This window comes from Martinezella sp. CNPSo 3890 (assembly GCF_057784455.1).
This window is the reverse complement of record NZ_JBXSOR010000005.1, coordinates 238090-251375: the sequence shown is the minus strand read 5'-3', so window position 1 is coordinate 251375 and position 13286 is coordinate 238090. Positions and strand designations below refer to the sequence as shown.

General features: G+C 59.6%; 12 protein-coding genes. 5 read left to right on the top strand and 7 right to left on the bottom strand.

What is annotated here, in order from left to right; all coding sequences use genetic code 11:
• Positions 1-6 precede the first annotated feature (6 nt).
• The gene (locus AC13RC_RS15730; protein ID WP_488557705.1) at positions 7-993 is read right to left on the bottom strand and encodes a BMP family protein; all 987 of its coding nucleotides are present in this window, start codon (positions 991-993) and stop codon (positions 7-9) included.
• 198 nt (positions 994-1191) lie between these two features.
• Positions 1192-1773, bottom strand: a complete 582-nt coding sequence (locus tag AC13RC_RS15725) for a TetR/AcrR family transcriptional regulator (protein ID WP_113333270.1) — start codon at positions 1771-1773, stop codon at positions 1192-1194.
• Positions 1774-1842: 69 nt separating this feature from the next.
• Between AC13RC_RS15725 and AC13RC_RS15720 the strand changes: the two genes are divergently transcribed.
• From AC13RC_RS15720 to AC13RC_RS15710, 3 genes are all read left to right on the top strand, one after another.
• Positions 1843-2244, top strand: a complete 402-nt coding sequence (locus AC13RC_RS15720; RefSeq protein ID WP_488557704.1) for a VOC family protein — start codon at positions 1843-1845, stop codon at positions 2242-2244.
• 146 nt (positions 2245-2390) lie between these two features.
• On the top strand, positions 2391-2597 hold the full coding sequence (locus tag AC13RC_RS15715; RefSeq protein ID WP_092706279.1) for a KTSC domain-containing protein: 207 nt from the start codon (positions 2391-2393) through the stop codon (positions 2595-2597).
• A 157-nt stretch (positions 2598-2754) separates the two neighbouring features.
• Positions 2755-4065 (top strand): MFS transporter, encoded by a 1311-nt coding sequence (locus tag AC13RC_RS15710; RefSeq protein ID WP_488557703.1) that lies wholly within the window; start codon positions 2755-2757, stop codon positions 4063-4065.
• An 85-nt stretch (positions 4066-4150) separates the two neighbouring features.
• On the opposite strand, the gene AC13RC_RS15705 is transcribed toward AC13RC_RS15710, so the two are convergent.
• The 5 genes from AC13RC_RS15705 to AC13RC_RS15685 form a co-directional block, all read right to left on the bottom strand.
• Positions 4151-5338 (bottom strand): galactarate dehydratase, encoded by a 1188-nt coding sequence (locus AC13RC_RS15705; RefSeq protein WP_488557702.1) that lies wholly within the window; start codon positions 5336-5338, stop codon positions 4151-4153.
• 129 nt (positions 5339-5467) lie between these two features.
• Complete coding sequence (locus AC13RC_RS15700) at positions 5468-7189, bottom strand: ABC transporter ATP-binding protein (protein ID WP_488557701.1); 1722 nt, start codon at positions 7187-7189, stop codon at positions 5468-5470.
• A gap of 7 nt (positions 7190-7196) precedes the next feature.
• Positions 7197-8318 (bottom strand): ABC transporter permease, encoded by a 1122-nt coding sequence (locus AC13RC_RS15695; RefSeq protein ID WP_488557700.1) that lies wholly within the window; start codon positions 8316-8318, stop codon positions 7197-7199.
• Between the two features lie 9 nt (positions 8319-8327).
• On the bottom strand, positions 8328-9314 hold the full coding sequence (locus AC13RC_RS15690; RefSeq protein ID WP_152095474.1) for an ABC transporter permease: 987 nt from the start codon (positions 9312-9314) through the stop codon (positions 8328-8330).
• Positions 9315-9400: 86 nt separating this feature from the next.
• The gene (locus AC13RC_RS15685) at positions 9401-11347 is read right to left on the bottom strand and encodes an ABC transporter substrate-binding protein (RefSeq protein ID WP_112722391.1); all 1947 of its coding nucleotides are present in this window, start codon (positions 11345-11347) and stop codon (positions 9401-9403) included.
• A gap of 212 nt (positions 11348-11559) precedes the next feature.
• Here AC13RC_RS15685 and AC13RC_RS15680 point away from each other — a divergent pair, with 212 nt between their 5' ends.
• Complete coding sequence (locus AC13RC_RS15680) at positions 11560-12273, top strand: FadR/GntR family transcriptional regulator (RefSeq protein WP_069614737.1); 714 nt, start codon at positions 11560-11562, stop codon at positions 12271-12273.
• Positions 12274-12361: 88 nt separating this feature from the next.
• Entirely contained in the window at positions 12362-13282 is a 921-nt protein-coding gene (locus tag AC13RC_RS15675; protein WP_488557699.1) for a dihydrodipicolinate synthase family protein, read from the top strand.
• Positions 13283-13286 lie beyond the last annotated feature (4 nt).

The following is a 13286-nucleotide window of genomic DNA, read 5'->3' as shown; positions in this document are numbered from 1 at the left end:
GAAGGATTACTTCGGCTGATCCGCTATCTTCGGCACTTCGAAGCTGCCGGCTTTGATGTCGGCGCGGACCTTCTCCATTGCAGCTTCGGCCTCTGCTGGTGCTGTGCCCTTCACATAGACGATGTCGCTGCCGCCTTCCTTCATCAGGCCATAGGCCGTGTAGTTGCGGCCAACCGGTTTGCCGGCAGCGACGTCGGCGATCGCCGCATTGAGAATGGGGCGGAAGTACCACATGGCATTGGCGAAAACGGTGTCGGGATAGCGCGGCGTGTAATCGATCAGCGATCCCACCGATTTGATATGCCGCTCCTTGGCGGCATCAGCCGTGCCGATGCGCTCACCGAAGAGCACGTCGGCACCGGCGTCGATCTGCGCGAGACCGGCTTCACGCGCCTTCGGCGGGTCGAAGAAGGTGCCGATGAAGGAGACGAGGTGCTTGCAATCGGGGTTGACCGCTTTGACGCCCGCGGCAAAGGCATTGATCAGCATGTTGACTTCGGGAATCGGGATGGCGCCGACGGAGCCGACGACATTCGACTTGGTCATCTTGCCCGCCAGCATACCGGCGAGATAGGCGCCGTCATAGTTCCAGGTGCCGAAGACGCCGAAATTGCTCCCGGCAGCCTCGCCGCTGGAGCCGAGAACGAAGGCGGTATCGGGATAATCGGCGGCGACCTGGCGCGCTTCCTTCTCTACAGCATAGGCCTCGCCGATGATCAGCTTGTTGCCCTGTTCGGCATATTCGCGCATGGCACGCGGATAGTCCGTGCCCGAGACGCCTTCGGAAAAGACATATTCGATAACGCCTTCCTTGGCGGCATCCTGGAGCGCCTTGTGAAGACAGGAATTCCACGCGTTTTCGACCGGCGAGGCATGAATGCCTGCGACCTTGAGCGGCGCTGCGGCGCGGGCGGCTGGCGCAAGAGCGCTGACGCCGAGCGCGATGCCGGATGCGATGACAGCGCGGCGTGACAGTATGATTTCATTGGTCATTTTTCAGTTCCCCTGGTTTTTGATCGTTTGGTAAAAATCATAGGAGGGGGCTAAAAAAGTGTCAAGCAATTGGCGTGCTTAAATAATATGCGAGAGCGCTCGAAATCTACTCGTCGCTTACAGCATTAGATAGCCGAGCGGGTATTCAATTGTTTTTTCGGGCGACCACCGTTTGTGGTCTGGCGAGCAAGCATGATGTCAAGCTGCAATACGGTCGATCATATGTGCAATGGCTGCGCGATAGCGATCCGCATCACCCCCCGCATCGATGGCGAGGGCGGCGCGATCGAAGGCCGCTGAGAGAATGTCGGCGAGGGCCTCAACGGCGATATCCGACCCCTGCCCACGACTGAGCGCTGCTTCCAGACCATGTTTCAGTGTAAGGGTAGTGGTTTCCTCATCCAGTTGCTTCATATCGACAAAACCAAGTACAGTCGGTCCTTCAATCAGCAGAAGTCGCGTGCGGCCGACAACCCGCATTGCATCGAGATAGGCATTGCTGCCGGCGATCAGGGCGGCGCGGGGCGCAAGATGATCAGGGGTTGCCTTCTCTATGGCGCGGGTCACCGCCAGAGCTTCCTCTGTGACAACTGCGCGAAACAGCGCACGCTTGTCCTCGAAATGATGATAGAGCGCGCCGCGCGTGATGCCGGCGGCGGCCACGATCTCCGGCGTCGAGGTCTCGGCATAGCCCTTTTCCACGAACAGGGCGCGGGCAGCCGCGATGAGTGCAGCCTTGGTTTTTTCGGTTCTCTCACGGTTGGAGCGCGGATCTTGCATGCATGCAGCCTGTATGTTATTCGAAATAATACAGACAGATTGTATGTCTTTTGAGGGAGGAAGTGAAGCATGAAGGTAACGAGCTATTATCCGGTGATCATGACTGAGCGCGTCGAGGAGACCGCTGCCTTTTACGTGAAGCATTTCGGCTTCCAGGAGAGTTTCACCAGTGATTGGTACGTCCATCTGCAGTCGGCTGAGGACAGCGCTGTCAATCTCGCTATTCTGAATGGGCAGCATGAGACGATTCCGCTGCAGGGGCGCGGTAAGGTCGCAGGCCTATTGCTCAACTTTGAAGTGGATGATGTCGATGCCGTTCATGGGCGCTTGCGGGCGGCCGGCTTGCCGATTCTGCTTGCCATCTGCAATGAGGATTTCGGTCAGCGTCATTTCATCACGTCCGATCCGAACGGCGTCTTGATCGACATCATCAAGCCGATACCGCCAAGTGCGGAGTTCGCATCTCTCTAGGCCGAGCATGCACTTCCGCACGATCGTTAAGGTGCTGGGCGCAATCGATAAAATCGAGCGATACAACTCTATCTTTGATTAACTAGGTCGCTTCACCCAATATTTCGGTTTTCATGCGACAAAGCGGGCCAGAGGTAAGGTGACCCATGCAAGAGCTCCCGGTTTCGTCAAAAATCATCAAATCAGTCTATTTCCGCCCGGATGATGGACGGCTTTACATCCGCTTCAAGAACGGTGAAGAACGTCAATTCACCGGCGTTCCGCAGAAGGCGGCGATCGCCATGGTGAAAGCGCCGTCGCCCGGCCAACACTATATCGAGCATATCCGCACCCAGTTCGAACGCGTCGCTTGAAGAGCAAGCCGCCGGCTGATCGGTGTCTTCGCTTTGAAGAAGCCAGCTCGTTCGTTTTCCATCACGAAGTCGAACGAGCTTTATGTCTCGGTGCATTGATAAACACTAAGTTGCGCTATCTATATCACTCATAACCACCTTTCAGGGAGGAAGATGCGTGATTGATGAAAAGCAGCTTATTTCCAAGATCACCTGGAGGCTTATGCCCTTTTTGGGCATCCTCTATCTGATCGCCTATATCGATCGCCAGAATGTCAGTTACGCCAAGCTTGAGATGGTCGATGCGCTCGGCATGAGCGAATATGCCTATGGTCTTGGGGCTTCGCTGTTCTTCATCGGCTATTTCATCTTCGAGGTGCCGAGCAACCTGCTTCTGGACAGGTTCGGAGCCAGCAGGTGGTTTGCACGCATTCTGATCTCCTGGGGTGCGGTCACGGTCGCGCTTGCCTATACGCAAAATGCGACCATGTTCTATATTCTTCGCTTCCTGCTGGGCGCTTGCGAGGCCGGGTTCTTTCCAGGCGTACTCTATCTGCTGACCCTTTGGTATCCTTCGGCCTATCGCGGCACGATGGTCGGGCTTTTCATGATTTTCAGCGCCTTCGCCAATGCGATCGGCGCGCCGCTTGGTGGCGTGCTGCTGGACTTGAACGGCCTTTATGGTATTGCCGGCTGGCAATGGGTCTTCCTGGTGACCGGTATCCCAGCCATTATTGCCGGCTTCATAACGCTGTTTTACCTGCCGGATCTGCCATCCAAAGCGACGTTCCTCGACGATACGGAAAAGAACTGGCTGAAGGACCGGCTCGCGGTGGAAAATTCCGGCATGGAGCAGAACGCCGCCGATGGCTTCAAGGCGCTCGTCAATCCGCGCGTGCTGCTGATGGCGCTTTGCTATATCGGTTTCCCGCTCGCCGCCTATGGCCTCAGCTACTGGTTGCCGACGATCGTCAAGAATTTCGGCGTCAGTAACACGACGAACGGCTTCCTGAACATCATCCCGTGGATTCTCGTCGCCATCGCTCTGTATGCCGTGCCGCGTGCAGCGGACAAGGCCGAGTCCAAGACGCCCTATATCGTCATTCCCGCGCTGGTCGGCGCCGTAAGCCTGGTGTTATCTGCCGTTATTCCCGACCATACGCTGCAGTTTGTTTTCCTCTCCATTGCGGCGGCCGGCATCTTCGCGGGTCAGCCGGTGTTCTGGAGCCTGCCGTCGCGCTTCCTACAGGGAGCGGGTGCGGCAGCGGGCCTTGCTGCCATCAATTCAGTCGGAAATCTCGGCGGCTTCATCGCTCAGAACGTCGTGCCCTGGATCAAGGATTCCACGGGAAGCACGATCGCGCCGATGTTCTTCTTGGCCGCCTGCCTTCTGATTGCGGTGCTGTTGGTCCTTGTGATCGGACGCATGATACCGCGCACACCCCGGCCGGAAGATCTTGGCAATCCGAACGCAGCCCGTGTGAAATGATTGCGCTCATGCTTGCAAAGGCATCGGCCAAATGAGAGGGGCGGCCTGATGGCCGCCCCAATTTTTTCAGGTGCTGATACCAAGCTCACGCAAAGGCGTAGGAACCATCCGGACGCTTGGGCACGCGCCGCTGCCAATGGATATAACCTTCCTCTTCCATGGCCTTTTCGTCCATCTCGACGCCCCAGCCGGGCCGATCGGGTCTAAGCTCGAGATAACCGTCCTTCGGCAGATAGGGGTCGACGACATAGCGGGTTTCGCCTTGTCGCTGTTCGACTTCGTTGCCGCCATAGACGTAGGCCTGACCCTTCGGCAGCCGGTATTCGAGTATCCGAAAGTTCTGTGCGGCGGCCGAGAAATGCACGTTGACGGCGGTCGCGAGCGGCCCCATCGGGTTGTGCGGAGCAACGCCGACAAAATGCGCCTCGGCGATCGTCGCGATGCGCCGCATCTCGCTGATGCCGCCGACGACGCAGATGTCGGGCTGGATCAGGTCGGCGCCCTTGACCTGCAGCAGGCGCAGGAACTCGTTGCGATTATAGAGGGACTCGCCGGTCGCGAGCACGCAATTGAGGCCCTGTTTCAGCTCGCCCCACATCTCGATGTTTTCGGGCCGGAGCGGCTCTTCATAGAAAAGCGGATCATAAGGAGCCAGCGCATTGCCGAGCTGGCGAGCGGCGACCGGCTCGAAGATTTTCGCATGGGCGTCGAAGGCGATCTCATAGTCGTCGCGCACGGTCTCGCGCAGCGAACGGAAATAGTCGGCCGATGCCTTGACGACATTGCCCCAGCGATGGGCGTGCATGTCGATGCGCCATGGGCTGAGCTTGAAGGCGGTAAAGCCCCATTCGGCGTTCAGACGGTCGAGCTCATCGCGCGCAGCCGGCGCATCCGGAGCGGTATAGACGCCGGCATAGACCTTGATGCGATCGCGCACCGCGCCGCCGAGCAGCTTGTAGACCGGAACGTTGAGGGCCTTGGCCGAGAGATCCCAGAGGCAGTGATCGAGCGCGGAAATCGCCGAAAGGCCAAGCGCGCCCGGCGGGAAGCGGCTCTGCTGGATCAGCAGGTTGACGAGATAGTCGATCCGGCTTGGATCCTTGCCGGCGAGGAAACCGTAGAGATAGTCGAGAATCGGCGGCAGTGCCAAATCGGGGCCGTGATTGTAGCACTCGCCCCAGCCCGTCAGTCCATCGTCCGTATCCAGCGCCACGATGACGCGCGGACGATCCTTGTCGCGGGTCACGAATACCCGCATGCGGTCGATCTTCATCTTGTCTTCCTTCTATCGATTGACATGAATGCGGCATGGGAGCTGCCGCAGGTGGGGAAATCATTGCGCGCATCGCGGGGAAGCCTGGCTCGTGGAAAATGGGCGTTGCGGCGTTGTCGAGGGAAGGCATCACGCCGCGCTCCCGTTCTTCACGGTTTCGGGCTCGACATAGCGGAACCGCCGCGAGTGATCCCTGTCGCGAGGGTCAGGGCGAGGGATCGCCGAAATCAGCGCCTGCGTATAGGCATGTTCGGGTGCATTGCAGACCTTGTCGGCATCGCCGACCTCGACGAGGCGCCCTTTGTACATGACGCCGACGCGGTCGCACATGTAGCGGATGACGCCGATATCATGACTGATGAAGATATAAGCGAGGCCAAGTTCGTCCTGCAGCCGCATAAGGAGATCGAGCACCTGCGAGCGGACGGAAACATCGAGAGCCGAGGTTGCCTCGTCCGCGACGATCACGCGAGGATTGAGGGTAATGGCGCGGGCAATGCCGATGCGCTGACGCTGACCGCCTGAGAAGGCATGCGGATAGCGCTCGCGCGCCCTCGGATCGAGACCGACTTGCTCCATCAGATGGCAGACGCGCTCGTCGAGCGCCCGGCCCCTGGCGATGCCGTTGACAAGCAATGGCTCACCAATGATCTGCGAGACCGTCATGCGCGGATTGAGCGAGCCGAATGGGTCCTGGAACACCATGCGCAGCTCGCGGCGCGCTGCCGCAAGGGCCGCCCCCTTGGCGCTTGCCAAGTCGGTGACGTCGCCATCGGCGCGGCGATAGAGGATCTCGCCTGCGCTCGGATCGATAAGGCGCATGATCGAGCGGCCCATCGTCGTCTTGCCCGATCCGCTCTCGCCGACGATCCCAAGCGTTTCGCGCGGCAGAAGCGAGATCGAGACGTCGTTGAGAGCACGAACCTCGCCGAAGGCCATCGACACGTTGCGCAGTTCAAGGATCGGGGCAGCGGTCTTGTCGAGCGGCGGTCGCGCCAGCCGGATTTCGGCTTTCCTCTCGAGCTTCAGCACCGAGCCGATCAGCATGCGGGTATAATCGTCCTTCGGCGCATGGAAGATCTGCTCGACCGGACCGTATTCCCTAACGACGCCATTGTGCATGACGAGCACGTCATCGGCGATCTGCGCGACCACGCCCATGTCGTGGGTGATAAACAGCACCGCCATGCCATTGGCCTTCTGCAGCCGGGCAATGAGGTCGAGGATTTCGGCCTGCGTCGTGACATCAAGTGCCGTCGTCGGCTCGTCGGCGATCAGAAGCTGCGGCTTGCAGGCAAGCGCCATGGCGATCATGGCACGCTGACGCATGCCGCCCGAATATTGAAAAGCGTAGCGGTCGATCGCCTTTTCGGGTGAGGGGATTTCCACCTGTTTCAAAAGCGAGATCGCCTCGGCTCGCGCCTCGGCCTTGCTCATCCTCGTATGAAGGCGCAGCGCCTCCATGATCTGGTCGCCGACGGTGTGGACGGGCGAGAGTGACGCCATCGGCTCCTGAAAGATCATGGCAATGTCGCGCCCGCGGATCGACCTGATCTGCCGCCCGCGCGGATTGAGCCTGACGAGATCGACCGAACTGCCGCCAGCACCGTTCAGAATGATCGAGCCGCCGGTGATGCGGCCGGGGGCATCGACGATCTGCAGGATCGAGCGTGCAGTAACGGATTTGCCCGAGCCGCTCTCGCCGACGACGCAAAGCGTCTTTCCAGGCTCGATGGCAAAGGAGAGATTGTCGACCGCGCGGAAAATACCTTTTCTCAAGGGGAAGTCGACGGTGAGATTCTTGACCTGCAGCAAAGGGCGGGAGGTGTTCATGGAAACGATATCGGTCATACCCGCCTCATTTGTTGTAGGGATCGGCCGCATCGCGCAGGCCATCGCCGAGAAGGTTCAGGGCCATGACGGCAATGACGACGGCGACACCTGGCAGGAAGAGCCATGGTGCGGTTGCGATCGAGCGAATGTTCTGCGCCTCGCGCAGCAACACGCCCCAGGAAATGGTCGGCGGCTGCAGGCCGAGCCCCAAGAAGGAGAGGGATGTCTCGGCTAGGATCATCGCCGGCACGGCAAGCGTGATCGAGGCTATGATGTGGCTGGCGAAGCTCGGCAGCATATGGCGGAAGATGATGCGCCCTTCGCTGGCGCCGTCGAGTCTGGCTGCGGCGACAAACTCTTCCGTTCGCAGCGACAGAAAGCGGCCGCGCACGACGCGGGCAAGCTGCGCCCAGCCGGTCAAGGACAGGATGATCGTGATCATCATATATTGCAGTGCCGCCGGCCAGCCCTGCGGCAGGGCCGCCGCCATGGCAAGCCAGATCGGAATGGTCGGCAGGGAGAGCACGAAATCGATCAGGCGCTGGATGAAGAAGTCGAGCTTTCCGCCGTAATAGCCTGAAACTCCTCCAAGAACGATACCGAGTAGAAGCGAAAAGAACACACCGACGAGGCCGATCGATAGCGAAATCTGCGCACCTTGGACGGTGCGGCTGAAGACGTCGCGGCCGAGCCGATCTGCGCCGAACAGCAAAAGCGGTGTCGTCTTGTCCGTGGAGGCCAGCAGGTGAATGTTGCTCGTGAAGAGCCCGAGTACGGAATATTCGTAGCCGCGACCGAACAGGCTGATTGAGACGCGCTTGGTCGTGTCTTCCTTGAAGATCGGCGCAAGCGTTTCCGGATCGCGTGTGAGCTTTAGCGGATAGTAGTGCAGCCCGAAGGAAAAGCCGTTGTCCGTATCGAAGAAGTGGACCTTCTGCGGCGGGTGAAAGGTTGCGCGTGCATTCTGCTGATTGGGGTCATTGATGGCAAAGAAGCCGGGCGCGACCGCGACGATATACATCAATATGGTGACGACGAGGGCGACCATGGCAAGCTTGTGGCGGCGGAAAGCCCACCAGATCAGCTGCCATTGCGAGGCGACGGCGTTTCGGTCAGGGCGCAGGTTCGGGACGGCGATATCGGCCATGGGCTGCTCCTATTCCAACCGGATACGGGGATCGACAAGGGCAAGCAGAATGTCACTGATGAGTGACCCGATCAGCGTCAGCGCGCAGATCAGCAGCACGAAGGCACCGGCCAGGTACATGTCTTGCGCCATCAGCGCCTGCAGCAGCAATGGCGCCGCCGTTGGCAGGTTGAGAACGATCGCGACGACGACTGAGCCCGAAATGAGATTGGGCAGCAGCCATGCGATGGTGGAGATGAACGGATTGAGCGCTATGCGCAGCGGATATTTGACCAGCAGCCGGAACTCGGAGAGGCCTTTCGCGCGCGCCGTCGTCACATAGGGTTTCGGCAACTCATCGAGCATATTGGCGCGCATGACGCGGATGAGGCTTGCGGTAGAAGAAACGGCAAGAATGACGACCGGCAGCCACAAATGCGAGAGCAGATCCACCATCTTGGCGATGCTCCAGGGTGCCGTCTCGAATTCGGTGGAGAACAGACCGCCGACATCCTGGCCGAACTCGACGGCTGCGACATACATCAGCACCAGCGCCAGTAGGAAGGAGGGGATGGCAAGCCCGAGAAAGGTGAAGGCGGTAAAGAAATAATCGCCGATCGAATATTTCTTGACGGCGGAATAGACGCCGATCGGCAGCGCGATCGCCCAGGTCGCGATCAGCGCTGCAAGCGCCAGAATGAGCGTCAGCGCCATGCGCTCCCAAATCAGGCCCGAGACCGGTTGCTGCCATTCGAACGAAATACCGAAATCGCCGCGCGAAAGAATGCCCCACATCCATTTCAGATATTGGATGAGCATCGGCTGATCGAGGCCGAAGCGTTCGCGCAATTGCGCAGCTGTGTTCTGATCGACCACTTCATTCGAAGAGGCGAGCGTGGCGATGTAGGTCGTCACATAGTCGCCGGGAGGCAGCTGGATCAGCACGAAGGCCAGGAAGCTGATGGCGAAAAGGGATGGGATCATCCACAAGAGGCGTTTACCGATGAAGACCAGCATGGCTGTTTCTCGCAGTGAGTGCTGCCACGGGCAGCTCCGCATCAAGGAAAGCGCCGCCCGTGCAAGGCGGCGCTTGATCGGCGCAATCAACTGGTGAAGAAGAATTGCTGCGGCATGGCCGGTCCCGGATTGGGCCAGGACCAGCTGTCCGGCTGCTTTTCCGGAACATTGTGCAGGTTATTGCGGATGATGCCGAAACCGCCGACGGCAAGGCAAAGCCCAACAGTTTCAAATTCTTCGGCGGCGATGTCGAAGATCTGCTTCATGACGGCGCCGCGCTTGTCGAGATCGGCCGTCGAGCGTGCCTCGTCGAAAAGCTTCATGCGCTTTTTTTGGCTCTCCGGCGGCTCCTCGCCCTGTTTGCCATTCGAGGTGTACCAGACCGACCATGGAATGGCGTAGCGCGAACCCTGCGGGTGGAAAGCGAAGAAATCGCGCGGATCGAGCATCGGATCGAGGCCGCCAGGCCCCGGCCAGACCTGAGCATCATGGGCATTGTCGTCGCCTCGAGTGTAGTAGAGCGCACGCTCGATCGTATTGACCTTCATGTCGACGCCGATCTGGGCCCAATGCGCCTTCACCAGTTCGAGGGCGTCGACCAGATCGGGATAGAGGGTCGGTATGACGTCGACGGCGAAGAAGACTTTCTGGCCGTCCGGCCTCAGGCGGAAGCCGTTTGCATCCTTCTTGCCGTAGCCGGCCTCATCGAGCATGGCTCCGGCCTTGTCCGGATCGTAGTTGGTGAATTGGCGGGCATATTTTTCATTGTACCAGGGATGCTCCGGTCGCGGCCCGGCCTGGTATCCCTCGCTCTGGCCGAAATAGACGATGTCGATGATTTCCTGTCGATTGATCCCGAGCGAGAGCGCCTGCCGGACCGACTTGTCGGCAAACATCTTGCGCATGGCCGGATCTTTATGGGTGATGTTGAAGTAGATCTGGCATTGCTGCGAGGTGGAAGGGACAAGGGTTAAAAGGCGATAATCGCCTTTCTTCATGTTCTGCGAGAGCGTCGGCTTGTTGGCCAGCACGCTGATATGGCGCTCCTGAATATCGATCTTGCCGGAAATGACGTTCAGCATCAGCGATTCCACATCCTGCGAGATGCCGAAATTGATCTCGTCGACATACGGAAGCTGGTTGCCTGAGGTATCGACCTGCCAGAAGTATGGGTTGCGGGTCATGACGACACGGGTTGCTCCGCCGGTATAGGGTTCCTTGACGACCCAGGGATCGAGCGTCGGCTTGTCCGGATTGCCCCAGCGTGAGGGGATTTCGATGTCGCCGCAGCGTGCGCGGAAGAGTTCGGGCCAACTGCTGACGCCGGCCTTCTTCGCATCCTCCGCGACGTTCGGATTGTATTTCGGCAAGAACTGGCTGCAATAGTGCTTCGGAAACAGCGTTGGATGCTGGCCGAGCGGGGTGGCGAGATTTTCCAGATAAAGCGCGTTCGGAGCGGCAAAGGTGAATTTCACCGTATAGTCGTCAATCTTCGTGACATCGACTGCCTTGCCGGCAACGGAGAGCTGAGCCGGCGTTGCGCTATAGAGATCGGTATTCTTGACGCAGTCCTCGATGGCGAAAACGACGTCATCCGCCGTGAATGGCTGACCGTCGGACCAGCGTGCGCCTTGAATGAGATAGAAGGTGAACTGCGAGGCGTCGGCATTGACGTCCCAACGTTCGGCGAGGTTCGGCAGAACCTGCGTGAATTCGAGATTCCAGCGCACCAGACTCTGGTTGCCCACCATGCGCAGGATACCGTTGTGGTCGGACGAGCCTCGCAGGCCGCGCCGTAAGGTGCCGCCATAGGTGCCGACTTTTTCATAAGGGGTGACGACCATCGGCTTTTTCGGCAGTCGGTCGGCCAGCGGCGGCAGCTTGCCATCCTTGACGAGCGCAGCCAGGGCGGGTGCCTCACCGCCTGCATCGGCAGCGTTGACACGACCGGCCAGAGACAGGGCTGCCATGCCCGCCATACCGCCGAGGACGGCACGCCTGCTCACGCCGCGGGACAATATTTCATCGCGCATCGAATCCCTCCCGTTTTGATTTCGGCCGGGCTTTGCCTCGACCGAGGCGACAGGCTCCCGTCCCGTCGCCATGCACCCCTCTGGCGCAGCGTCGAGACCATATTACGTTCTCAGATAATTACAAGAGTTGACAGATTTTTACAGATTTAGTAGTCCTGTCGCGCAGGAAATGCGCTATGGCTGTCGCCGGCCAGCATTCATGAAGGACGATGATGAAACTCTCTGTCGCCAACGATTCCGGTGCGGGCGCGACGCGCTTCGGCGACATCATCTATGAGAGGATCGTCGCCATGATTGCGGATGGAACCTTTCCGGTGAATGAGCGGCTGCCGGCGGAAGCCAAGCTCGCGGACATGTTCGGCGCGTCACGACCCGTCGTGCGCGACGCCCTGGAGAGACTGCGTGCCGACAGCCTGATCGTGTCGCGCAAGGGGTCGGGTTCCTATGTAAGGCAAAGGCCGGATTCCTCGGTCCTGAAAATGGTGCCCGTAGGGTCGCTTGCCGATGTCCAGCGCTTTTTCGAATTTCGCGCCGGGCTCGAGGCCGAGGCCGCCGAGCTTGCGGCGCGCAACTGGCAGGCTGACGATAAGGAACGGATCACCGCAGCGCTTCAAAAGATCGAACAATGTCTTCGCGAGGGCCGGCTTGGCGCGGAAGAGGATCAGGAGCTGCACGACGCCATTGCGATCGCGACTGGCAATCAGTTCCATATTACCGTCCGTGAATTGTTCCGGCCACATTTCGCTATCGGTCATTCCGTGACCCGCAGCCTCAGCCTCAAGCGGACGCCCGAGCAGATCCGCAGTGTTCAGGATGAGCATGCCGTCATCGTGCAGGCGATTTTCGCGCGGCAGGAGACTGAGGCTCACGATGCCATGAAGCGACATATCTTGAATGCACGCGCCCGCATGTTTCAGGGCGTATAGGGAATTGAATGGGGCGAAGGCGAGGGGATGACTTCTTTACGCCTCCTCGTTTGCGTCCCGATGGATGATAAAGGGTAAGGGTAGGAAGATGAGCATTGAAACCATGCGGCAGGTGCTGACCGGCGTCTCCGGTGTTCCGGTCACGGCCTATGATGGGAGGGGCGAAGTGGAACCGCGCGTGACCGCTCAAGTCTATCAGCGGGTAGCGGCTGCCGGGATTCATAACATCGTCGCAGCGGGCAATACGGGCGAATTCTATGCACTTACTCCGGGAGAGATCCGCCAAGTCCACGAAGCTGCGATCAAGGGTGTCGACGGCAAGGCGCCGGTGACGGCAGCGATCGGCCGCTCATTGCGCGAGGCGATCCAGATGGCGAAGGATGCTGCCTCAATCGGCGCCTCCGCCGTCATGTCGCATCAACCGGTGGATCCGTTCGCCGCACCCGGTTCGCAGATCGACTATTTTCGCGATCTGGCGGAGGCTTCGCCGCTCCCGCTCGTTGCCTATGTCCGTGCCGAAGGCTTCAGCGTTGACGACATGGTCCGTCTGGCCGGTCACGGCAACATTGCCGGCATCAAGTTCGCGACAACGGATCTGATGCTGCTTTCACGGGCGGTTGCAGCTTCCGATCCGAACGGCGCGCTGTTCGTCTGCGGTCTCGCTGAGAGCTGGGCCCCGACATTCGCCGCCGCCGGCGCAAGGGGCTTCACGTCGGGCCTCGTCAACGTTGCTCCGAAACTGTCGCTTGCTGTGCATGCGGCTTTGGAGAAGGGCGATTTTGCCGCTGCCCGCGCCATCGTCAACAAGCTCGAGCCCTTCGAACGCATGCGCACCAAGTTCCGCAACGGAACAAACGTCACCGTCGTCAAGGAGGCCGTCACCTTTTCCGGCCTGAAGGTCGGCCCTGTTCGCGTTCCCGGCGTGCCGCAGCTCGATGTGAAGGATCGCGAGGAGCTTTTTGCCTTGTTGCGCAATTGGCAGGAAGCAGGCGAACTTGCCATCGCCTGACCCG